The organism is Streptomyces griseoviridis (assembly GCF_005222485.1).
In the GTDB taxonomy this organism is placed as follows: Bacteria; Actinomycetota; Actinomycetes; order Streptomycetales; family Streptomycetaceae; genus Streptomyces; species Streptomyces hintoniae.
Window position 1 is genome coordinate 2,041,632 of sequence record NZ_CP029078.1, and the last position, 21,435, is coordinate 2,063,066.

Sequence of the window (21,435 nt, forward strand, 5' to 3'; positions counted from 1 at the left end):
GCCCGGCCACCGACAGGCGCGGCCCGCTGTGTCCCCCACGCGCGGGCCGCGCCGCACCACCCCGCACCCGCCGACCAGGAGCCGAGGAGAGGGCATGGGCCCGCGCGAGAACAGCAACACCCCGAAGAGGGGCGACGACGGCCGACGGCCACCGGGCGACCAGACCGCCGGGGAGGCCGCGCGCGAGGCCGGGGACGGGTCGGGGTCGGCGGCGGGACCTGGCGCCGGGGACGACGGGACGGCGGCGGGGACGCACGAGGCAGCGACCCGGGCGGCGACCGAGTCGGCCGCCGAATCCGCCGCCGCCCGCGCCGCGGAGGCCGCCGCCGAGGCAGCCGCCCGTGACGAACGGGCCGCCACGCAGCGACGCACGGCCACGGGCCGCGTCCGGGGCAGGCGCGCCGACGGCCTCCGCCTGGTGCCCGACCCGACGCCAGAACTCCCCACGCCCTCCGTACCCCCACCCCCCGACTCTGCCGAACCCTCAGACTCCCCCGAACCCTCCGAACCCTCCGTCTCCTCCGGTCCCCACGACTCCTCCGGTTCCTCCGGCCCGTCCTCCGACCCCCGTGTCCTCGCCGTGCGGCGGTTCAAGGAGTTCGGCCGGCGGCTGCGGGCGCTGCGACTCGGCGGTTCCGTGGTGCTGTTGGCCGTCGCCCTCACCGCGGGCTCGGTCGCCGTGGGGGCGCTGCGCGACGACGGCACCGGGACCGCCGTCGCCGCCGCCGCGCCCGGCGTCCTGTCGCCTGCCGCCCTGAACGGCGGTGACCTCGAAGCGAACATCAAAGCCCTGCAAGCCCATCTGCGCGGCCAACCCAAGGACTTCGGCGGCTGGGCCACCCTCGGTCTCGCCTACGTCGAACAGGCCAGGACGAAGGGCGACCCTTCCCGATACCCGCAGGCCGAACGGGCGTTGCGGCGCTCGCTCGATCTGCGGCCCGGCAACGAGCAGGCTCTCACCGGCCGGGCCGCGCTCGCCGCCGCCCGGCACCGGTTCGACGAGGCGCTCGGCTACGCCGACCGGGTGCTGAAGGAGAACCCGTACAGCGAGCGCGCCCTGTGCTCCCGTATCGACGCCCTGGTCGAACTCGGCCGCTACGCCGAGGCGTCGAAGGCCGCCGACACCGCGGACGACCGTCGTCCCGGCATCCCCGTCTTCACCCGCTACGCGTACGTGCGCGAGCTGCGCGGCGACGTGCGGACCGCCCGCCGGGTCCTGGAGCAGGCCCTCGCCACCGCCGCCACCCCGGGCGACATCGCCTACGTCGCCGCCCAGCTCGGCCAACTCGCCTGGAACCAGGGCGACTACGCCACCGCGCTGACCGACTACGCCCGCGCCCTCGCCGCCGACGAGAACTACCTTCCCGCGCTGGAGGGCCGGGCCCGCGTCCTGGCCGCGCGCGGCGAACGCGCCACCGCCGTCGCGGCGATGGAACAGGTCGTCGCCCGCTTCCCGCTGCCCGGACCGCTGGTGGAGCTGGGCGAGCTGTACGAGGAGCGCGGCGGCGAGGGCGACCAGGCGCGGGCCGCCGACCAGTACGCGCTGGTCGACGCCTGGACCGCGCTGGCCCGCGCGGGCGGCGTCAACGCCGACCTCGACACCGCGCTCGCCGCCGCCGACCACGGCGACCGGGCGTCGGCGCTGCGCGCGGCCCGCGCCGAGTACGCCCGCCGCCGCACCGTGCACACGGCCGACGCCCTCGCCTGGGCCCTGCACATGGGCGGCCGGGACGCCGAGGCGCTCCGGTACACCCGCGAGGCCGCCGCCACCGGGTACCGCAACGCCCTGTTCCTGTACCACCGCGGCACCATCGAGCGGGCCACCGGACACGAGCAGGACGGCCTCGCCTCCCTGCGGGCGGCCCTGCGGCTGAACCCCGGCTTCTCGACGCTCGGCGCCCGTCAGGCCCGCGCGGCCCTGGAGGACGCCAAGTGACCACCAGGAGAGGGCTGTTCCCCTCGATCGCGGCCGTCTGCGCGGCCGTCTGCGCGCTCGTGCTGGCCCCTTCCACCAGCGCGAGCGCGCACCCCCTCGGCAACTTCACGGTCAACCGCTACGACGGTCTGGTCGTCGCCCCCGGCGCCCTCCGCGTCGACCATGTGGAGGACCTCGCCGAGATCCCGGCGACCCAGGCACGGCCCGCCGTGCAGCGGCTCGGCCTCACCGAGTGGGCCCGCGAGCGGTGCGCGGCGGCGGCCGAAGGCTCCCGCCTCACGGTCGACGGCCGCGAGGTCGCCGTCACCGCCCGCAGCGGTCTGGCCCGGGTCAGGCCGGGACAGGCCGGGCTCACCACCCTGCGCGTCGAGTGCGTGCTCACCGCCCCGCTGCCCGAGGACGCCTCCGTCGGGCTGCGCTTCGCCGGCGCGGGCGGCGCGGCCGGCGGCCCCGGCTGGCGGGAGATCACCGCACGCGGCGACCGGACGACCGTCACCGCGTCGGACGTGCCGACGGCCTCCGTCTCCCATGAACTGACCTCGTATCCTGCGGAGTTGCTCTCCTCCCCCGCCGACACCGCGACCGCGTCCCTGCGGGTGCGCCCCGGCGGCCCCGCGCTGGCGGAGGAGCCGGGGGACTCATCCGGCGCCCCCGGCGCGGCCGTTCTGCCGCGCGGCGCCGACCGGTGGACCCGCGCCCTGGAGTCACTGGTCGCCCGGCACGACCTCACCGTCGGATTCTCGGCGCTCGCCCTGCTGATCGCCGTCGTCCTGGGCGCCGGGCACGCGCTCGCCCCTGGCCACGGCAAGACGCTGATGGCCGCGACGGCGGCGGCCAGGGGCGGCCGGGCCCGCCTCAAGGACGTGCTGCCGCTGGCCGCTTCGGTGACGGTCACCCACACCCTGGGGGTGGTCGCCCTCGGCCTGCTGGTCACGGCCGGCTCGGCGCTGGCCCCCTCGGTGATCACCTGGCTGGGGGCGGCGAGCGGCGCCCTGGTGGTCGCGGCGGGCCTGACCCTGACCCGCAGGGCGTGGCGGGCCCGCCGTCCCGCCCCCGCGGCCGGGCCGCCCGCGGAGTCCGTTCCGGAGAAGACACCGGAACCCGCCCTGGCCCTGGCAGCCGCTCCCGGCGGCCACCACCGTCACCATGAGCACGACGGCCCGCGGGTTCATCACGCGCACCACGGTCACCGTGAGCATGAGGGTCCTCATGTTCCTCGCACGGAACACGGTCACCGTGAGCATGAGCGTCCTCATGTCCATCGCACGGACCACGATCACCGTGAGCATGAGCGTCCTCATGTTCATCACGCGCACCACGATCACCCTGAGCACGACGACCGCCGGGTTCATCACGCATCCCACGCCCACCACGTCCACCACCGTCACCCGCACGCCCTCGAACACACCCACGGTGGTGTCACCCACACGCATCCCACGGCCCCCACGCTCCGCGGCACGATCCTGCTCGGGTTCGCCGGGGGGCTTGTGCCCAGTCCGTCCGCCGTCGTCGTGCTGGTCGGCGCGGCGGCGCTCGGGAAGGCGTGGTTCGGGCTGCTGCTCGTCGTCGCGTACGGTGTCGGGCTCGCCCTCACCCTGGGCGCCGCCGGGTTCGCCGTCGTGCGGTTGGGCACCGGTGTGAACCGGATGCTGGACCGGCGGCCCCGCTGGACCTCTCACCCCTTCGCGCTGCTGGTGCGCCGGTCGGCGCCGCTGGTGTCGGCGCTCCTGGTCGTCGCGATCGGGGTCGGTCTGATGCTCAACGGCGCCTCGACGGCGTTCGGTTGAGCCGCTCCGCGGGTACGTCGGAGCCGGCGCGTGCTCGGTGACGTGCGTGGGGGAGGTCCCGTCGGACGGGACCTCCCCCACGGACTGCGGGTCCGCTTCGCCCTGAGAATCAGGCCGCGTTGGTGAGGACGGGCAGGTAGCCGCCCGACTGGCCCGCGGCGGTGGGGTGGTAGGACTCGCCGACGTTCAGCAGGTTGAGGCTGTGCAGCCAGGCGCTGCCTGAGCACAGTTCGTGGCCGGTGAAGGTGGTGCGGACGTCCCCGAAGGAGAAGCCGTGGTTGGCGGCTGCCTTGGCGGTGGCGGTGTTGAGCTGGTCCGAGGCTTCGTTGATGGCTTTGCGCTTGGTGTCGGAGAGGCCGACACAGGTGGTGGCGAGCTGGTAGAAGCGCGGGTAGCCGAGGACGACGACGTGGGCGGACGGGGCTTTGGCGCTGATCGCCGAGTAGACGCTGTCGAGTCTGCCGGGGAGGGTGTTGGCGACGTACGTCTTCGCGGTGGCGATCCGGGAGAGGCAGGCGCTGTCGGACTGCAGGACGCAAGTCGTCATGACGTCGGAGAAGCCGGCGTCGTTGCCGCCGATGCTGATGGAGACGAGCTTGGTCGCGGAGCCGAGCGGGGTCAGCTGACCGGAGAGAACATCACTCGTACGAGCGCCCGAGCAAGCGGTGAAGTCGAACGTCGAGGGTGAATGGGCGGCCGCCCAGAGGTAGGGGTAGGCCTTCGTGCTGCGCTTGCAGTCGCCGCTCGAGCTGATGTAGCTGCCCGACCCGACTCCCGAGGAGTAGGAGTCGCCGAGGGCCACATAGCCTCCGGCCGCGGCGGTTTGGGACGCCTGCGCCGCGGTGGCACCGGTGAGGGCGGTGCCGGCGGCGAGGAGGAGCGAGCTCACGAGGACGGCAATTCGGGAACGTCTCATGGAACCTCCCTTTAGCAGGATCTCTGCCATCACGTTCGTACCAACTACGCGCGTCGAGCGGAAGTGTTCATGCCAATACTTTCCGGTCCCCACCCCTCTCCACCCCACATGTTCACCACGCGTTCGATTGCGCGCACATGACAAGTGTGGTGACGGAGACTCAACCCCTGGTGCTACGCCCGAAGATCGTGGCCGTCCGGGTCCTCGACCACAACGGGTCGGGCACCACCGTCGGGGTCGTCGACGGCATCGAGTAGGTGACCGAGTCGCACCTCGGCCACCCCGGCGCGGGTCGCGACGGCCCTGGTGGGCGGGGCCACGCTGAACGCCCTCACCGGCGTGGGCACCGGTTCGCCGAACAAGCTTCTGAAGCTCGTTCCGCAACTCCCGCCCCACCCGTCACGACGACCGTCCCCCGGAGGCGGCCGGCGCCCCCGGGGAACGCGTGTTCAGGCGTCCACAAGAACTGGTGTGAACGACCAGGACGTCTTGACGCCCGCTCTCGCCCTGCGCGACATTGAAGCCCGGCATCCGGCGCTTCGGGGGGCAAAGTCGGCCATGCAGGCCATACCTGTCAAGAGATCTTCAAAAAGCGGCACCGAGCGGGCAAAGACCACGTCGGGGAGGGATCTGCCGGCGCTGCTCGCCGGTGGAGCGACGGCCCTCGGGACAGCGGGGGCCGTTCTCGCGCTCGCCGACGCGCACTCCTGGATGCGGGGCCCGCTCACCCTGTTCTTCCTGCTCGCCGCACCCGCGTCCGCTCTCGCGGCCGTGCTCCGCGGGCTGGATCCACTGGGCCGCACCCTGACCGCGCTCGCCGGCGCGATCGTCGTCGACATGCTCGTGGCACAGGGAATGCTGGCCGTTCACCGATGGTCGGTCACCGGCGGAATCATCGCCGTCACGGTGATCAGTCTCTGCATTCTCCTCAGTTGTGTAACGGTCAAACCAATAAAAACGTGAGGCCGCCTTCCGGGCCTTGCTCAACGGGTTCAATCATCAATACCGTCGTACATCTCACTCGCGTCGGACCATCATCGAGCGGCTCCAGGGGGAGGGCTCAGGACCGCGATGGACCCCGGCGCGAGGCGCGGTAGGGGGGTGCCGTGCTCGGTGACCGCACCGGTGACCGGGCCGTGCCGCGCGACCGGCGGCCGCTGTCCGGCTGCCGGCCAGTCATGCCAGCTCACCCGACATGCACGGAGCGCCAATTCGTCATGCCGCCGGGGTGAGAACCCCCCTTTCGAACCGGATATATCGCCGGGCCGCCCAGGGGCGGGCGGTCCAGCCGGACGAGAGGGACCAGACTCATGAGTTCCGTTCTGCGGCCCGCGGCCACCGGCCACGAACCGTCAACCACCGTCACCTATCGGCCCATCTCTTCCCATCTGGCGATCACGCCGCCGGTGAGCGTGGTCATTCCCGCCATGAATGAGGCCGAGAATCTCCCCTACGTCTTCAAGACACTTCCTGACTGGATACATGAAGTGGTTCTCGTGGACGGCAATTCCACCGACGACACCGTCGAAGTGGCCCGTTCGCTGTGGCCGCAGGTCAAGGTCGTCGAACAGCGCGGCAAGGGCAAGGGCGACGCGCTGATCACCGGGTTCGAGGCGTGCAGCGGCGACATCATCGTGATGGTCGACGCGGACGGCTCGGCCGACGGCAACGAGATCGTCTCCTACGTCTCCGCGCTGGTCTCGGGCGCCGACTTCGCCAAGGGCTCCCGCTTCGCCAACGGCGGCGGCACCGACGACATGACGTTCATCCGCAAACTCGGCAACTGGGCGCTGTGCACCGTCGTCAACCGCAAGTTCGGCGCCCGCTACACCGACCTCTGCTACGGCTACAACGCCTTCTGGCGGCACTGCCTCGACAAGATCGAACTCGACTGCACCGGCTTCGAGGTGGAGACCCTGATGAACATCCGGGTCGTCAAGGCGGGCCTGAAGGTGCAGGAGATCCCGAGCCACGAGTACCTCCGCATCCACGGCACCAGCAATCTGCGGGCCGTCAGGGACGGGCTGCGGGTCCTCAAGGTGATCCTCGGGGAACGCTCCAACCGGCGCGCCCTGCGCCGCCGCGTGCGCCACTCGCCGATGCTCGACTCGGTGCGGGGAGAGGTGTCTTGAGCGGTCCCGACATATCCGTCGTGATCTGCGTCTACACCGAGGACCGCTGGGAGGACATCCTCGCGGCGGTCTCCTCGGTGCGCGCGCAGTCCCGCCAGGCCAGGGAGACACTGCTCGTCGTCGACCACAACCAGGCGCTGCTGGAACGGCTCACCAAGGAGTACGGGAACGCGCCCGAGGGGCCAGGCGCGGTGCGGGTGCTCGCCAACGCCGGGCCGCGCGGCCTGTCCGCCGGGCGCAACACCGGCATCGCCGCCTCGCACGGCGAGGTGATCGCCTTCCTCGACGACGACGCGGTCGCCGAACGCGACTGGCTGCGCCGCCTCGCCGAGGGCTACGCCGACCCGCGGGTGCTCGCGGTCGGCGGCCGTACCGTGCCCGTCTGGGCGTCGGGCCGCCGACCCGCCTGGTTCCCCGAGGAGTTCGACTGGGTGGTGGGCTGCACCTACCGCGGGCTGCCGCCCGGCCGGGTCAGGGTGCGCAACGTGCTCGGCGGCAACGCCTCGTTCCGGCGCACCGCGTTCGACGCGGCGGGCGGCTTCGCCACCGGCATCGGACGCGACGGCGACCGGCGCCCGCTGGGCGGCGAGGAGACGGAGCTGTGCATCCGTCTCGGCCAACTCCGCCCGGACGCCGTCCTGCTGATCGACGACCGCGCGGTCATCCACCACCGGGTGCCCGCGGCACGTGAGCACTTCGGGTACTTCCGCGCGCGCACCTACGCCGAGGGACTCTCCAAAGCACTGGTGGCGCGAAGTGTCGGCGCGGGCAAGGGACTTGAGTCCGAACGCCGGTACACCACCCGGGTGCTGCCCGCCGGCGTCGTGCGCGGGCTGCGGGACGTAGTACTGGCCCGCCCCGGCGGCGCGGGACGGGCGGGCGCGATCGTCGCCGGGGTGCTCACCGCGGCCGGCGGCTACCTGGTCGGCAGCGTGCGGGCCCGCCGCGACGCGACGGCCTTCACCGCCACCAGGATCGAGGGGACCCGTGATGCCTGACGCCACCCCCGTGCCGATCCTCATGTACCACGCGGTCGCCACCACCCCCCACCCCGCCACCCGGACCCTCTCGGTGACCCCCAGCGCGTTCGCCGAACAGCTGCGGCTCATCGCCGACCTGGGCATGACGCCGGTCAACACCGCCGACCTCGCGTCCAGTTGGCGCGGCGGCCGGCCCCTCCCGGCCCGCCCGCTGCTCATCACCTTCGACGACGGCTACGAGGGCGTCCACCGGTACGCGCTGCCCTCCCTCGCCCGGCACGGCTTCCCCGCGACCCTGTTCGTCTCCACCGGCTGGATCAGGGGCGCCCACCACACCGGGGGCTGCCCCGACACCATGCTGGACTGGGACCAGGTGCGGGAACTGGCCGCCGTGGACGTCGAGATCGGCGGCCACAGCCACACCCATCCGCAGCTCGACCAGCTCGACGACGGCCCGCTCCGGCACGAGCTGCGCCACTGCCGGGAGATCGTCACCGCCGAACTGGGCCGCGCACCCGCCTCGTTCGCCTACCCGTACGGCTACTCGAACCGCCGGGTGCGGGCGGCCGTGCGCGAGACGGGCTGGTCGCAGGCGCTCGCCGTCGGCAACGGCCTCGCCCGCCGCCGTCAGGGCCCCTACGCGCTGCGCCGCGTCACCGTACGCCGGGGCACCGGCATCGAGGAGTTCGAGCGGCTCCTCCAAGGCCGCGCCCTCACCCGCGAGTTCGCCAGGGACCGGGCCCTCACCAAGGGGTACGCCCTGGTCCGCAGAGCACGACAGCTCCGCCGGAAGGCCATCCGTTCCCGTGTCTGACACGACCACCACCACCGAGGCCGCGGCGCCCCCGACCGAGGAGAAGACCCGGCAGCGGGGTCGCCGCCTCAGACTGCCGGGGCTCGGCGGGTCCGACGGCGGCAGCCAGCTGTTCCGCAACGCCTACGCGCTGATGCTGAACACGGGCATCTCCGCCGTCCTCGGACTCGGCTTCTGGCTGGCAGCCGCCCGCTACTACACCGAGGACGCGGTCGGGCAGGGCTCCGCCGCCATCGCCGCGATGAAGTTCCTCGCGGGCCTGACGGCGGTGACCCTCACCGGCGCCCTGGCCCGCTTCATCCCGGTCGCGGGACCCGCCACCGGGCGCCTCATCCTCCGCACTTACGCGGGCAGTTCGCTGGTCGTGGCGTGCGCGGCCGGGATCTTCCTGCTGACCCTCGACCGGTTCGGGCCCTCGTACCGCTTCCTGCACGGCGCGCTCGCCGGCGCCGGGTTCCTCCTCGCCGTCGTCGCGTGGAACCTGCTCACCCTCCAGGACGGGGTGCTGACCGGGCTGCGCAGCGCGCCCTGGGTGCCGGTGGGCAACACCCTGTTCTCCGCCGTCAAGTTGGCGCTGCTCGTCGGGTGCGCGTTGGCGGTGCCGATGGCCGGCGTCTTCGTGTCGTGGGTCGCCGCGATAGCGACCTCGGTCGTGCCGCTCGGCTGGCTGGTGTTCCGGCGCCTCGTGCCCCGGCACGTGCGGGCCACCGAGGGGCGGGCGGCACCGCCCACGCTGCGCGAGATCGGGCGGTTCCTGGCCGGTGACTACACCGGCTCGCTGTTCTCGCTCGCCGTGGTCTACCTGGTGCCGGTGCTCATCGCGTCCCAGGTCAGCTCCGAGGACAACGCGTACTTCTACATCACCACGACGATCGGCGGCACGGTCAACCTGCTCGCCATCAACATGGGCGCCTCGCTGACCGTGGAGGGCTCGCACGACCCAGCCAGGCTCGCCGCCGACACCCGCGCCGCCCTCAAGCGGATGGCGCGCATCATGCTGCCGGTCTGCGGCGGCCTCTTCGTCGGGGCGCCGTGGATCCTGGGCGCGTTCGGCGCGGGGTACGCGGACGCGGCCACCCCGCTGCTGCGCTGGTTCGCGGTCGGCGCGCTGCTGCGGGTCGTGATGGAGACGTACTTCGCGGTGCTGCGGGCCCAGAGCCGTACCGCCGGACTCGCCTGGCTCCAGGGCCTGTTGTGCGTCCTGGTGCTCAGTCTGACGCTGCTGCTGCTGCCCCGGATGGGGCTGACCGGCGCGGGCGTCGCGGAGATCTCCAGCCTCGCGGTGATCGTCGCGGTCGCCGCGCCGAAGCTGCTGCGCACGATCAGGACCGCGCCCGCGCCCGGCCGGGACGACGGGGTGTCGCCCGACGGGGACCTCGCCGACCTGGGCGCGCGCGAGGCGCCGTCCGCCGGGAAGCCGCGCAGACGCGGCCCGGCCTGGGCGCTGGACAGCGACACGCTCGCACTCGGCGTCCACGTCGACTTCGACCACCAGGAGCGCAGGCCCGACGTCCGCCCGGGTCCCGGCACCCCGCCCTCGGGCACGCCGGTTCCCGACCCCGGTGAACCGGCCCTGGGCGCGGACCGGTCGCCGCGATGGGCGCAGGGACGGGCGGGGGCCGGCTCCGACGGGGAGCCGGACGGGGTCGACGGGCACGGACCTGGCCAAGGCGGGGTCGGTGAGGGCGAGTTCGGCTGGGGCGGGCTCGGTGAAAGCGGATTCGGCCAGGGCGGGCCCGGTGGGCACGCGTTCGGTCGGGGCGGGCTCGGTGACGGCGGGCTCCCCGACGACGGGCTCGACGAGGACGAGTCCAGCCGGGGCGGGCCCGGTAACGGTGGGGTCGGTGACGGCGGGCTCCTCGACGGCGGGCTCGACGTGCCGGCGCAGGCGTCGCCGTCCTGGCGGGAGCGGCTGCGGCCGACCAGGGCCGGGGCGGTGCTGGGCTCGCTGCTGGCCGCCGCGCTGCTGCTGTACTGGGTGCCCGCCGCGCGGCTCGGCGAGGCCGACCTGGACCGGATGGGCGGGCTCGGCCTGATCTCCGTGCTGCCGCTGCCGACGCTGGCCGGGGCCGCCCTGCTCGTGCTGGTCTTCGGTGCGCTGCTCAGGCTCGGCCACGAGCACAGGGCGCTGCTGCTGGTGACCCTCCTCGCGACGGTCCTGTCCCTGCACGCGCTGCCCGCGGTCATCGAGACACAGCCCCGGTTCGCGACGGCGTGGCAGCACCTCGGCTTCCTCGACTACATCGACCGCACCGGGTCCGCCGTGCCCGACCTGGACGCCCGCTGGAGCTGGCCGGGGTTCTTCGCGGTGGCCGCGTTCGTCGCGCGGGCCTGCGGGGTCACGGACCTCACCGAGGTGATCCGCTGGTGGCCGACCCTCATCGAACTCCTCTACCTGGCACCGCTGTTCCTCCTGACGCGTTCTCTACGGGCGAGCTGGCGGGCCCGGTGGACCGGCGTCTGGGTCTTCGCGCTGAGCAGTTGGGTCGGCCAGGACTACTTCTCGCCGCAGGGCTTCACGTACCTGCTCTATCTGGCGTTCGTGGCCGTGCTGTTGGTGTGGTTCCGGGCGCCCCGGGTGGTGTGGACCAGGACGCGGCCGGGCGAACTGGAGGTCGAGCCGACCGAGCGGCGGCAGCAGGCCGTGCTGCTCGCGGTGGTGATCGGCCTCTTCGCGGCGAGCGTCCCGGCCCACCAGCTCACCCCGTTCGTGATGCTCGGCGTCCTCACCGTGCTGGTCATGCTGCGCCGCAGCGAACTGCGCGGCCTCCCGCTGCTGTTCACGGTGCTGGTCGTCGGCTGGCTCGGCTTCATGGCCGAGCCCTACTGGTCAGGGCACTTCGACGACCTGTTCGGCGGGCTCGGCGGGGTCGGCGGCAATGTGTCGTCGTCGGTGTCGGGGCGGATCGAGGGCGGCAGCTCGACCCACAAACTGGTGCTGTACGCGCGGGTGCTGCTGGCCGGCGGGGTGATGGCGTCCGCCTGCTGGGGCTGGCTGCGCCGGCGCCACCACCGGTACCGGGAAGTGTCCCTGCCGGTCCTCACGTTCGTCCCGTTCCTCGGCTTCGGCATGCAGTCCTACGGCGGCGAGATGGCGCTGCGCGTCTTCATGTTCGCGCTGCCCGGCGCGGCCCTCCTCTCGGGTCTCGCCCTCTTCCCGCGCACAGGCGTCACCGCCGAGGAACGGGACAAGGACCGGGTGAGTCTCGCCCCGCTGGCCGCGGTGCTGGCCGGACTGCTGCTCATGGGCGGCTTCCTGGTGGCCCGTTGGGGCAACGAGGCGTTCGAGCGGATCAGACCGGGCGAGGTCACGGCCATGGAGTACGTGTACGCCCACGACGATCCGACGGTCAGGCTGCTGTGGTTGAGCGACGACCCCGTCAACAACGTGACCCCGGCGATGCCGTGGGGCGCGAAGGACATGGAACGGGTCGACTATGTGCCCACCCTCGCGCCGGGCGACCCGGTGCTGGTGTCCGGCCTGGTCAAGGCGTTGCGGGACGCGGGCCCGCACTCCTATCTGATGGTCAACCGGAGCCAGGTGACGTATCTGGAGATGGACGTCGGCTACGCCACGACCTGGGAGCCGCGGCTGCTCCAGAACCTGGACCGGCGGCCCGAGTTGGAGAAGGTCCTCGGCAACGGGGACGCGACGGTCTACGCCTTGCGGGAGCAGCCGCCCGGCGCGGTGCCGAAGGCCGACCCGGGTCCGATCGGGCCCCGGATCACCTGGACGCCGTGGTCGATCGTCGGCGGCCTCGCGGCGGTGGCGCTGATCGTCCTGCTGACGGCACGGGAGGTGGTCCGGGTGGCGGTCCGGCCCAGCGTGCGCCAACTGCACTGGATGCAGGGCAGCTTCTGGTTCTGCCTGCCGCTGCTCGCGGTGTTCCTGGCGTCGCTGGTGCAGCGGTTCCTGACGATGAAGTAGCAGCGGGGACGGTGGCGCTCGGCCGGCCGGTGGGAGAGCGGCGGCCCAGCGGTCGGCCGGCGCCGTCGGGTGAAGGGGCTCAGCGCCGCCGCTTGAGCCACTTCCGCCGTCGGGTGAAGGGTGCTCAGCGCTGCCGTTTGAGCCACTTCACCCCGTACGCCTGCATCTCGAAGCGTTCGCCGTCGACCTTCGCGCTGATCGTCCGGTCGAGGGTGTTGACCACCAGGACCGTCCGGTCGTCGGCGAGGACCCGGACGTTCGGCACGTCGTCGGCGGCCACCGGCACCGACCGGTACCGGGTGCCGGGCGGGAACTCCCGGTGGAAGCGGGAGAGCAGCCCGAACATGGGCAGCTTGCGGCCGCCGTCAGAACCGTAGGTCGGTGTCCACAGGCAGCCGGGGCAGTCGGTGCCCTTCTCGTCCTGCGGGTTCCAGTAGAAGCCGGACGTGGCGCCGCCCTTGACCATCGCGATCAGACCGGCGGCCTGGACGGCGACCCTGCGGGTCTCGGACCAGCCCCGCCGCTCGTCGTTGCCGTCGGCGGGCTCGACGTAGTACTCGGACCACCACAGGGGCAGCTCCCCGGTCTGCCGCCGCACCCAGGCGCCGACGGCGGTGAACTTGTCGGTGGCCGCGAACTCGTCCGGCAGCAGCTCGTCGTCGTTGGTGTAGCTGGAGCCGTCGACGACGACGAAGTCGGCGCCCGCCTTGTGCCGGTTCCAGTAGGTGAAGGCGTCCAGGACCCGCTGGTCCATCGCGCCCCAACTCCCCCGCACCGTGCGGGAGGCGTCGTGCGCCCGAGGATCCAGGCTGTCCATGGCCAGGTAGGGGCCGCCGACCATGATGTCCTTGTCGACCTTCTTCAGGGCCCGGTACACGAGGTTGTACAGCCTGGTGTAACCCTCGTAGTCCCAGCGGGCCTTGGCGTCGTCCCAGAAACCCTTGAACTCGTTCCAGACCATGAAGTGCCGTACGTCCGGGTACCGTTCGGCGACGGTCGCGGCGAGCGCGGCGAAGTCCGCGTAGTGCTCGGGCCGCGGGGCCGTCTCCAGCGCGGCCTGGCTCCAGTCGGTGGCGCCGACACCCGGCTCGCCGCCCTTCATCCAGTCGGGTGAGCAGCACAGGGTGACGACGGGGGTGCCGCCCGAGGCGCGGATGAAGTCGATGCGGCGGTCCATCGCGCCGAAGTCGTAACGCCCCTTCACCGGCTCGGGGTTGTCGGCGCCCCAGCCCATCAGCGCCTGGTCCTGCGGCATGCCTCGGGCGTCCCGGACGAGCCGGTCGACCCGTTCGGTCGCGGTGTCGTCGCCCTCGTCGGCGCTGTACTGGGTGTGGGTGAAGCCCCAGCCGACCTCGGGCCCCCGCGGGCCGGGCGGGGTGGCCGGGGTGCCGTGCACCCGGTCGCCGTCGCGTGAGGTGCCCGCCGTGTCGGCGCCGTCGTCGGGCGGCGTCCTGATCACCGTCACGACCAGGGCGAGTACCGCCACGCCCACCCCGAGCAGGGCGGCGAGCCGCCACCGCCATGCCCCCGAAGTCCACTCATGACGTGCCATCGTGGCAACAGTAACCGGGCCGGGACCCGGGCGGGCGGGATGTCGGGACGTCCGGCACCGGGGCCGGGCGGACCGGGCGCCCCGGCCGTCCGCGACACGGCCGACACACCCGGCGGACCACGAAACCGGGTGCACTCGGCGCCCCGGTGCCGGATCATGGACGGCATGTCTGCGAACCCACACGACGCGCTGCCGATCCGGCTCAACGTCGACGACAGCGACTCGCCGTCCGACGTCGTCGACGCGCTGTTCCTCGGCCGTTTCGCGACGGGCGAGCAGCCGTACTCGCACGCGGCGAACATCGAACGGGTGAAGTCCGCGGCGACGCTGCTGCCGCCCGGCGCTCGGGTGTTGCGGGTCGCGCGCGACGACGACCGCAGCGCGACCCTCGCCGAGGGCGACGGCTGGACGCTGCTGATCTCCCGCTGGAGCCGAGGCGCGGACGTCACGGTCACCGCGACCACCGCCGACCTCGCCGAGCAGGTCCTCGACCAGGCCACCGACGGCGCGGCCGACGAACCCGAACCCCAGCCAGACAACGTGACGATGGGCTTCTGGTACGTCTCCCCCCGGCGCGGCCCGTACCGCACCACCCGGCAGATCTCGGCCGGCACCTGGGACGAGGTCCGCCCCAACTACACGGCGCCGGTCGCCGACGCGATGGACCGGCTGATGAAGACGACCCCCGAGGACATCGCGGGCCGGCTGCTGCTGCTGCACGGTCCGCCGGGCACCGGGAAGACGTCGGCGCTGCGCACCCTGGCCCGCTCCTGGCGTGACTGGTGCCAGGTGGACTGCGTCCTCGACCCCGAACGGCTGTTCTCCGACGTCGGCTATCTGATGGACATCGCGATCGGCGAGGACGACGGCACCGGCAAGGGCCGCTGGCGGCTGCTCCTGCTGGAGGACTGCGACGAGCTGATCCGCGGCGAGGCCAAGCACACGGCGGGCCAGGCGCTCTCCCGGCTGCTCAACCTCACCGACGGGCTGCTCGGGCAGGGCCGCAACGTCCTGGTGGGGGTCACCACCAACGAGGACCTGGAGCGGCTCCACCCGGCCGTCGTGCGCCCCGGCCGCTGTCTCGCCCGCATCGAGATCGGCCCCCTCACCCGCCCGGAGGCCACCAACTGGCTGGGCACGGAGGAGGGCGTGGGCCGCGAGGGCGCGACACTCGCGGAGCTGTACGCCCTACGCCGGGGCACCTCACCGACGTCCCTACCGGAACCCCGAGAGGGCACGGACGCGGGGCTGTATCTGTAGGGGGCGGGGGGCGAGGGGGACGGCGAGGGCAGGGGCAGAGGTCCCGTCCCGGCCGTCAGCCGTTCCCGTCCCGCCCGTCAGCCCTTCCTGTCCCGGCCGTACCCGGCCCGCAGCGCGTCCCGGACGGTGGCCAGGGCCGTGGCCTCGTCAAGGCCGAGCCGTCGGGCCCGCTCCGCGTAGACCTGCGCCGCCGCCGCGGCCTCCCGTTCCGCCGCCGGGCCGGCGGCGGCGACGAACGTGCCGTTGCGGCCCCGCGTCTCGATCACCCCGTCGGCCTCAAGCGCCCGGTACGCCTTGGCTACCGTGTTCGCCGCCAGGCCCAGCGACTCGGCGAGCCCCCTGACCGTCGGCAGCCGGTACCCCACGGGCAGCGTCCCGGCCCGCGCCTGTTCGGAGATCTGCGCCCGCACCTGCTCGTAGGGCGCGGCACTGTCATCGATGTCGATCTTCAACGTCACGCGCTGATTGTCCCGCACCCGCCGGAAAATGAGGGGCGCACGATCCTGCCCCGCCCGTAGCGTGCACGCCCATGACCGTGATCGTGCGCGACCTCCGCACCGAGGACCGGGACGATGCGGAGCGCTTCGCCCGCTCCCGCCACCGGGCCCTCCCCCACCTCCTGTGGACGGCGGAGGGCACCCTCCACCTCCTCGCCCACACCCCGCCGGCGGCCCGCCGACGCGCCCTGGTGGCCGAGGCGGACGGCGAGGTGATCGGCACCGCCCAGGTGGACCTCGTCCACGACAGCCCGGAGCCTGGACAGGGCTGCTTCACTGTCTATGTCGCCCCGGAGCGGGCGCGCCGGGGCGCGGGGACGGCGCTGGTCCGCGCCTGCGAGGAGCACCTCGCCGCGCACGGGGCGACGAAGCTGTTCGCCTGGGTGCTGGACGCCCCGGCCCACCGCGCGTTCGCCGAACGGCACGGCTACCGCGCCGCCCGCCACGCGCACTTCCTGCGGCTCGACCTGACGGCCGCCACGCTGCCGCCGCTCCAGCCCGCGCCGCCCGGTGTCCAGCTGCGTCCCGCCGCCGGCTTCGCCGACGATCCGCGCCCGCTGTTCGCGCTGGACCTGGAGACCGCGGCCGACGAACCGAGCGACGTCGAGAGCGGGTCAGCCGGCTACCAGGAGTGGGCCGCGTCGACGTGGGAGCATCCGATGCTGGACCGGGAGCTGTCCATGGTCGCCCTGGTGGACGGCGTTCCCGCCGCGTTCAGCCTCGCCCACACGGACGGGCGGGGCCGCTACGCCACCGCGATGACCGGCACCGCCCGCGCGTTCCGGGGCCGCGGGCTCGCCAAGCTCACGAAGAACGCCTCCCTGCACCGGGCCCGTGCCGCGGGTGTCACCGAGGCCCTGACCGGCAACGACGGCGGCAACGGACCGATGCTCGCGGTCAACTCGTGGCTGGGCTACGAGATCGTCGCCACGGAGGTGCGGTATGTCCGCGAACTCGGCTGATCCCGCGACCGGGTTGACGGTCAGGCTCGTCAAGGCGGGCCGCACGAAGATCCGTTACGCGGCCGGGCTGGTCCACGACGACGGTGTCCGTATCGTCGTCAGCGCCCCCTGGGCGGGCGAGGGCGTGCGGGACTTCGGGTTCGTGCGCTTCGCGCCGGGCGATGTGTTCACCGAGTACTACTGGCGGGACCGCTGGTACGCGGTGAAGGAGGTGCGGGACTCCTCTGGTGCGCTCAAGGGCTGGTACTGCGATGTGACCCGCCCGGCCGTGCTGACCGGCTCCGAGCTGCTCGTCGAGGATCTCGACCTGGACCTGTGGCGGTCCGCCGACGGGACGGACGTCCGCAGGCTCGACGAGGACGAGTTCGCCGCGAGCGGCCTCGCGGAACGCGACCCGCGGGCGGCGAGGGCCGCGACGTCGGCCCTCGACGAGTTGGCGGCGCTGGCCGCGACGGACGAGTTCACGACGCTCCTGGCATGAACCCGCTCCGGTCTCCCCCGCGTTCACGACCCGCTGCCCCGGCCGTCCCCGCTAACCCGACCGTCCGGCTGGCCCGGTCGTTCCCGCTGCCTCGGTCGTCCCGGCTGGCCCGCGCGAGCACCGCGTACCGTTCGTCCGCGACGGGTCCTCCCCACAGCGCGGGGTCGTCCGACAGCCGCTCCAGACGGATGTCGGGGGCGATCGGCGCGAGCAGGGCGGTGAGCCGCTCGGCAGGTATCCCGACCGGGTCGACGGCGCCCCACACGCCCTCCACCAGGACGAGCCGGCCGGCGGGACGCAGCAGGTCGTACCAGCCGCGCAGGGTGCGGGCAGGGTCGGGCAGCGTCCACAGGACGTGCCGGGCGAGGACGGCGTCGAAGCGCTGCCCGCCCACCGGGGGCGCCGACGCGTCGCCGACGAGGAACCGCGCGTCCCGGCCGGCGAGCTTGGCCCTGGCCAGCGCCACCATGGCGGGTGAGAGGTCCACACCGGTGACACGGTGGCCGCTCTCGGACGCCAGGAGGGAGAGGCTGCCGGTGCCGCAGCCGACATCAAGGACGGCACCAGGGCGGCCCGGCAGCCAGTCGGCCAACCGGTCGGCCCAGGCTCGGCGGACCAGGGGGTCGCGCAGCCCGTGGTCGGGCTCGTCGTCGAAGGAGGCGGCCCGCGCGTCCCACTCCTCGCGGGCCCCGCGCCGGGCCCCGCCCGGCTCGTCGATGGTCATGGGCCCAGCGTGACACCCGCCACTGACAGTCCCGGAGTGACGGGCGCCACAGACAGGCCGGGGCCGATGGGTCACCCTCCCGGAAAGGGTCTGCCGCCCTGAGCGCAGGGAACCCGGCAGGCGCTGCGAGGAGGCAGGCATGCGCCGTACCACCGTGCAGAAGCCCCTGATCAGGAAGCCGGACTCGCGCCGTGTGCGCGAGGAGTCCGAACGGCGGCCCGGCGCGCGCCCGGAGATCCGCGAGGACATCGCCCGCACCTGGTGGCCCGACAACTGACCCGACGCCCGGCCGGTCCGGCAGACGGACGGGCGGACGGGCGGACGGACAGGCGACCGGGCCGCCGGCCATCGCCCCGTCGGCCATCGCCCCTCGCTCACCGCCGCGTCGGTCGTCGCCCCGTCGATCACCGCCCCGCCGGCCGGTCTCCGTCCCCGTGCGTCGGGTCGAGCCGCTTGCGGTAGTGGAGCCGGTCGTACGGGCCGTCGAGACGGCGTTCCACCAGTTCGTACCCGTAGCGCGGGTAGATCTTCTGGTTCTCGGTCATCAGCGCGTTGGTGTAGAGCCTGACCTCGGGCAGCCCGAGGGCGTGCGCGTGCGCGTCCACGAAGTGCAGCAGCCGCCGTCCCACGCCCCGGCCGTGCGTGTCGGGGTGGACGGCGATGCTGTCGAGGAACAGATGGTCCCCGCGCGCCTCCACGACGACGAGACCGGTCACCGGGTCGCCGGTCACGAACACCTTCCCGGCGGCGACGTCCGCCGCGTGGTCGGCCCGCATGGGCACCGGCACCAGTCCGATGCGCGCGATGAAGGGCCGGTAGGCGGCGTCGGTCACGTCCCGCACGGCCGGTACGTCGGCGGCGACGGCGAGCCGGATCTCGTCCTGCGTCATGGGGTGAACGGTACCTACCTGAGCGCAGTCTCAGCACTCCCTTAACGGCACCATAAGGATCTCCCCCGGCCGCCCTCAGCAGGCGATTCCGCGGTTTCTTGGCGCTAGCTTCTGATCGCCCCCCACGGGATCGCACCCGCGGGACCGGACCCCGACGGGCCGTGTGCCCCACCAGGCCGCACCCGCCGGACCGGACCCCGTCGGGACCGCGCCCACGCCAAGACGAGGCCGTACCGAGGAGTTCCCCCATGGCACCCATGGCATCCATGGCCCCCCAGCCCGCCGTGCCCGCGCGCCGCAGGGCCGCCGCCGTCGTCGCGAGCTTCGCCGCCGTCGGTGTCGCCCCGCTCGCCCTGACCGCGCTGGCCGCAGCCCCCGCGGCCGCGCACGGCACGATGGGCGACCCGGTCAGCAGGGTCTCGCAGTGCTACGCGGAGGGACCGGAGAGCCCGAGGTCGGAGGCGTGCAAGGCGGCGGTCGCGGCCGGCGGTACGCAGGCGCTCTACGACTGGAACGGCATCCGCATCGGTGACGCCGACGGCCGCCACCAGACGCTGATCCCGGACGGCAAGCTGTGCAGCGCGAACAGTGAGGAGTTCAAGGGCCTCGACCTGGCCCGCGCCGACTGGCCCGCGACCGCCGTGAAGGCCGGTTCGTACACCTTCAAGTACCGGGTGACGGCGCCGCACAAGGGCACGTTCAAGGTGTACATCACCCGGTCGGGCTACGACCCGGCCAAGCCGCTGGCCTGGTCCGACCTGGATCTGGAGCACCCGGTGGCGACGTCCACCGACCCGGTCGCGACGGGCGGGTTCTACACGTTCTCGGGCGCGCTTCCGGAGCGCGCGGGGCAGCAGTTGCTGTACGCCGTCTGGCAGCGCTCGGACAGCCCGGAGGCGTTCTACTCCTGCTCGGACGTCACCTTCGGCGGCGCGGGCGGGGCCGGGGGCGCCGGGACGGCGAGCGGTGACACCCCCGGTTCGGCGGCCGGTCCCGCGCCCGCGCCGAGCGCGTCCGTGCCCTCCGAGAAGCAGATCGAGGCGGGCGCGGACAAGTCGACGGTCGAGCACCACGGGCACGGTGACGACGACGCCGCCACCTCGGCGGAGCCGACCACGGCAGCGACGACGGCGGGCACGGAGCCCTCGCAGGCCGCCGCGGCCACCGGTTCCGACCCGGGCAGCGGGGTCAACGAGCCCAAGGCGGCCGGGAGTTCGCAGAACCTCGCGGAGACGGGCGCGGACTCCACCACCCCGTATCTCGCCGTCGGCGGCGCCGCCGTCCTGGCACTGGGCGCGGCGACGCTGTTCGCCTCGGTCCGCCGTCGCGCCGTGAACGTCAGTGGCCGACACGGTCGTTGACGGCCGACGAGGGGCGGGGTCTGTCCGGCGGCTCAGGCCGGACAGACCCCGTTGTGCGTCAACTGAGCGCCGAGGCGCAGGTGGTGGGCGTGGCGTGGGCGGGGTCGAGGGAGTTGGCGACCTCGTGGAAGGCGATCCGGTCGGTCAGGCCGATCAGCACGTGCTCGCTGAGGTCGACGGCGCACAGGTTCTGCAACAGGACGTTGCGCACGTCGGATCCGCTGAGGAACTGGCTCCGGTAGGGCGTGACCACCTCGTCGTACTTGGAGGCGATGACGGTGTAGTGGACGCCCGGCACGGTGTCGCCGCCGGCGTTCAGCTTGGTGAGGAGCGCGGAGCCGACGACCTGGTCGGCGAGGGCGGGGGTCTTGGTGGTGAGCAGGTCGCCGACGCCGGGGAAGTACGGCAGGAGGTTGGTGAGGCCGTCCAGGTCGGTGCCGTGGTTGCTGGGCGCGATGCCGACGAGGGCGTTCACCTTGGCGGCTCCGCCGAGGAACTTCAGGTAGTAACGGGGCATCATGCCGCCCTGCGAGTGGCCGACGAGGTCGGCCTTGGCGGCGCCGGTGGCGGCGAGCACCTTGTCGACGAAGGTGGACAGTTGGGCGGCCGACGCGTCGACGGGTCCGAGGCCGCCGATGAGCGGGACGCCGGGCAGCCGGCCGTAGTCGAGGGAGAAGACGCAGTAGCCGCGGTCCTCCAAGTAGGGGGCGAGGCCGAGCCAGTTGTCGACGGAGTTGGCGAACGTGCCGTGGACCAGTACCACGGGGCGGGGGTGGGCGGCGGAGGGTTTGCAGGAGTAGTCGTTCCAGCCGGTGCTCGGCGCGGACGCGGCGTGTGCGGCGGTGGCGGGGATGACGGACACGGCGGCGGCGAGAAGGACCGCGGCCAGGGGTCTGAACACTCGTTTCCAGGGCAGCATCGAGTGATCTCCTTGCGGCTCAAGGGGGGTGCGACGGCCTGACGCCCTGTGATCCGGATCACGAGGATGCTTTTCATTCGCCAAGTTACGGGCGAGTAGTACAACTGTGAAGTTACGCGTCAGTAAAAAGTTCCGGCACCGACCGAACGACCCGCCGGGCGGACGGAATCCTCCGATCCGTCACCGGGAAGCGCCCGCCCCGCCGTCGGGACCCACCCGGCCTGCGACCGGAACCCTCCGGTCCGTCACGGAACCCTCCGGCCCGCCACCGGAAACCAGAGAGTCGGCCGCCCGGA

18 protein-coding genes are annotated in these 21,435 nt (G+C 73.1%); 12 read left to right on the top strand and 6 right to left on the bottom strand.

The genetic code is table 11. The annotated features are described in order from the left end of the window. Window positions 1–94: 94 nt before the first annotated feature. Together DDJ31_RS08120 and DDJ31_RS08125 are read left to right on the top strand one after the other, a co-directional pair. A complete protein-coding gene (locus DDJ31_RS08120) occupies window positions 95–1,936 on the top strand; it encodes a tetratricopeptide repeat protein (RefSeq protein ID WP_127180962.1) in 1,842 nt (613 codons plus the stop codon). Then, window positions 1,933–3,723, top strand: a complete 1,791-nt coding sequence (locus DDJ31_RS08125; protein ID WP_127180961.1) for an urease accessory protein UreH domain-containing protein — start codon at window positions 1,933–1,935, stop codon at window positions 3,721–3,723. The genes DDJ31_RS08120 and DDJ31_RS08125 overlap by 4 nt, the downstream gene beginning before the upstream one ends. Before the next feature lie 109 nt (window positions 3,724–3,832). Here the strand turns inward: DDJ31_RS08125 and DDJ31_RS08130 are convergent, their stop codons facing one another. Beyond that, complete coding sequence (locus DDJ31_RS08130; RefSeq protein WP_127180960.1) at window positions 3,833–4,639, bottom strand: SGNH/GDSL hydrolase family protein; 807 nt, start codon at window positions 4,637–4,639, stop codon at window positions 3,833–3,835. A gap of 471 nt (window positions 4,640–5,110) precedes the next feature. Between DDJ31_RS08130 and DDJ31_RS08135 the strand changes: the two genes are divergently transcribed. The 5 genes from DDJ31_RS08135 to DDJ31_RS08155 all read left to right on the top strand — a co-directional run bounded on the left by DDJ31_RS08135 (window position 5,111) and on the right by DDJ31_RS08155 (window position 12,493). Then, entirely contained in the window at window positions 5,111–5,602 is a 492-nt protein-coding gene (locus DDJ31_RS08135) for a hypothetical protein (RefSeq protein ID WP_240678253.1), read from the top strand. A 347-nt stretch (window positions 5,603–5,949) separates the two neighbouring features. Then, on the top strand, window positions 5,950–6,771 hold the full coding sequence (locus DDJ31_RS08140) for a glycosyltransferase family 2 protein (RefSeq protein WP_127180959.1): 822 nt from the start codon (window positions 5,950–5,952) through the stop codon (window positions 6,769–6,771). Next, on the top strand, window positions 6,768–7,769 hold the full coding sequence (locus DDJ31_RS08145; RefSeq protein WP_127180958.1) for a glycosyltransferase family 2 protein: 1,002 nt from the start codon (window positions 6,768–6,770) through the stop codon (window positions 7,767–7,769). The genes DDJ31_RS08140 and DDJ31_RS08145 overlap by 4 nt, the downstream gene beginning before the upstream one ends. After that, on the top strand, window positions 7,762–8,565 hold the full coding sequence (locus DDJ31_RS08150; RefSeq protein ID WP_127180957.1) for a polysaccharide deacetylase family protein: 804 nt from the start codon (window positions 7,762–7,764) through the stop codon (window positions 8,563–8,565). Before DDJ31_RS08145 ends, DDJ31_RS08150 begins: the two co-directional genes overlap by 8 nt. Next, entirely contained in the window at window positions 8,558–12,493 is a 3,936-nt protein-coding gene (locus DDJ31_RS08155; protein WP_127180956.1) for a lipopolysaccharide biosynthesis protein, read from the top strand. The genes DDJ31_RS08150 and DDJ31_RS08155 overlap by 8 nt, the downstream gene beginning before the upstream one ends. A 124-nt stretch (window positions 12,494–12,617) precedes the next feature. Here DDJ31_RS08155 and DDJ31_RS08160 read toward each other — a convergent pair whose 3' ends face one another. Continuing rightward, window positions 12,618–14,045: a GH39 family glycosyl hydrolase gene (locus DDJ31_RS08160; protein ID WP_127180955.1), complete on the bottom strand. Its 1,428-nt coding sequence runs from the start codon at window positions 14,043–14,045 to the stop codon at window positions 12,618–12,620. 165 nt (window positions 14,046–14,210) lie between these two features. On the opposite strand from DDJ31_RS08160, the gene DDJ31_RS08165 reads away from it, so the two are divergent. Then, window positions 14,211–15,305, top strand: coding sequence for a DUF5925 domain-containing protein (locus DDJ31_RS08165; protein WP_127180954.1), 1,095 nt, complete (start codon window positions 14,211–14,213; stop codon window positions 15,303–15,305). 77 nt (window positions 15,306–15,382) lie between these two features. Here DDJ31_RS08165 and DDJ31_RS08170 read toward each other — a convergent pair whose 3' ends face one another. Continuing rightward, a complete protein-coding gene (locus tag DDJ31_RS08170; RefSeq protein ID WP_164785022.1) occupies window positions 15,383–15,763 on the bottom strand; it encodes a GntR family transcriptional regulator in 381 nt (126 codons plus the stop codon). 71 nt (window positions 15,764–15,834) lie between these two features. Here DDJ31_RS08170 and DDJ31_RS08175 point away from each other — a divergent pair, with 71 nt between their 5' ends. Beyond that, the gene (locus DDJ31_RS08175; RefSeq protein ID WP_127180952.1) at window positions 15,835–16,764 is read left to right on the top strand and encodes a GNAT family N-acetyltransferase; all 930 of its coding nucleotides are present in this window, start codon (window positions 15,835–15,837) and stop codon (window positions 16,762–16,764) included. Beyond that, window positions 16,745–17,245: a DUF402 domain-containing protein gene (locus tag DDJ31_RS08180; protein WP_127180951.1), complete on the top strand. Its 501-nt coding sequence runs from the start codon at window positions 16,745–16,747 to the stop codon at window positions 17,243–17,245. Before DDJ31_RS08175 ends, DDJ31_RS08180 begins: the two co-directional genes overlap by 20 nt. Here the strand turns inward: DDJ31_RS08180 and DDJ31_RS08185 are convergent. Beyond that, complete coding sequence (locus DDJ31_RS08185) at window positions 17,226–17,969, bottom strand: class I SAM-dependent methyltransferase (RefSeq protein WP_127180950.1); 744 nt, start codon at window positions 17,967–17,969, stop codon at window positions 17,226–17,228. The two genes, DDJ31_RS08180 and DDJ31_RS08185, sit on opposite strands and share 20 nt — an antisense overlap. Window positions 17,970–18,108: 139 nt before the next feature. Here DDJ31_RS08185 and DDJ31_RS08190 point away from each other — a divergent pair, with 139 nt between their 5' ends. Next, window positions 18,109–18,246, top strand: coding sequence for a hypothetical protein (locus DDJ31_RS08190; RefSeq protein ID WP_164785021.1), 138 nt, complete (start codon window positions 18,109–18,111; stop codon window positions 18,244–18,246). A gap of 127 nt (window positions 18,247–18,373) precedes the next feature. Here DDJ31_RS08190 and DDJ31_RS08195 read toward each other — a convergent pair whose 3' ends face one another. Further along, window positions 18,374–18,859, bottom strand: coding sequence for a GNAT family N-acetyltransferase (locus DDJ31_RS08195; RefSeq protein WP_127180949.1), 486 nt, complete (start codon window positions 18,857–18,859; stop codon window positions 18,374–18,376). Window positions 18,860–19,143: 284 nt separating this feature from the next. Here DDJ31_RS08195 and DDJ31_RS08200 point away from each other — a divergent pair, with 284 nt between their 5' ends. After that, window positions 19,144–20,220 carry a lytic polysaccharide monooxygenase auxiliary activity family 9 protein gene (locus DDJ31_RS08200; protein ID WP_127182900.1) on the top strand — a complete coding sequence of 359 codons (1,077 nt, stop codon included), beginning with the start codon at window positions 19,144–19,146 and terminating at the stop codon, window positions 20,218–20,220. Between the two features lie 58 nt (window positions 20,221–20,278). On the opposite strand, the gene DDJ31_RS08205 is transcribed toward DDJ31_RS08200, so the two are convergent. Continuing rightward, window positions 20,279–21,139: an esterase/lipase family protein gene (locus tag DDJ31_RS08205; protein ID WP_127180948.1), complete on the bottom strand. Its 861-nt coding sequence runs from the start codon at window positions 21,137–21,139 to the stop codon at window positions 20,279–20,281. Window positions 21,140–21,435: the final 296 nt, after the last annotated feature.

What these genes read in the sequence shown, in the direction of transcription:
- DDJ31_RS08190 (WP_164785021.1), top strand. Translation starts at nt 18,109, where the DNA reads ATGCGCCGTACCACCGTGCAGAAGCCCCTGATCAGGAAGCCGGACTCG.
- DDJ31_RS08120 (WP_127180962.1), top strand. Translation starts at nt 95, where the DNA reads ATGGGCCCGCGCGAGAACAGCAACACCCCGAAGAGGGGCGACGACGGC.
- DDJ31_RS08195 (WP_127180949.1), bottom strand. Translation starts at nt 18,859, where the DNA reads ATGACGCAGGACGAGATCCGGCTCGCCGTCGCCGCCGACGTACCGGCC.
- DDJ31_RS08185 (WP_127180950.1), bottom strand. Translation starts at nt 17,969, where the DNA reads ATGACCATCGACGAGCCGGGCGGGGCCCGGCGCGGGGCCCGCGAGGAG.
- DDJ31_RS08150 (WP_127180957.1), top strand. Translation starts at nt 7,762, where the DNA reads ATGCCTGACGCCACCCCCGTGCCGATCCTCATGTACCACGCGGTCGCC.
- DDJ31_RS08205 (WP_127180948.1), bottom strand. Translation starts at nt 21,139, where the DNA reads ATGCTGCCCTGGAAACGAGTGTTCAGACCCCTGGCCGCGGTCCTTCTC.
- DDJ31_RS08165 (WP_127180954.1), top strand. Translation starts at nt 14,211, where the DNA reads ATGTCTGCGAACCCACACGACGCGCTGCCGATCCGGCTCAACGTCGAC.
- DDJ31_RS08175 (WP_127180952.1), top strand. Translation starts at nt 15,835, where the DNA reads ATGACCGTGATCGTGCGCGACCTCCGCACCGAGGACCGGGACGATGCG.
- DDJ31_RS08130 (WP_127180960.1), bottom strand. Translation starts at nt 4,639, where the DNA reads ATGAGACGTTCCCGAATTGCCGTCCTCGTGAGCTCGCTCCTCCTCGCC.
- DDJ31_RS08160 (WP_127180955.1), bottom strand. Translation starts at nt 14,045, where the DNA reads ATGGCACGTCATGAGTGGACTTCGGGGGCATGGCGGTGGCGGCTCGCC.
- DDJ31_RS08140 (WP_127180959.1), top strand. Translation starts at nt 5,950, where the DNA reads ATGAGTTCCGTTCTGCGGCCCGCGGCCACCGGCCACGAACCGTCAACC.
- DDJ31_RS08180 (WP_127180951.1), top strand. Translation starts at nt 16,745, where the DNA reads ATGTCCGCGAACTCGGCTGATCCCGCGACCGGGTTGACGGTCAGGCTC.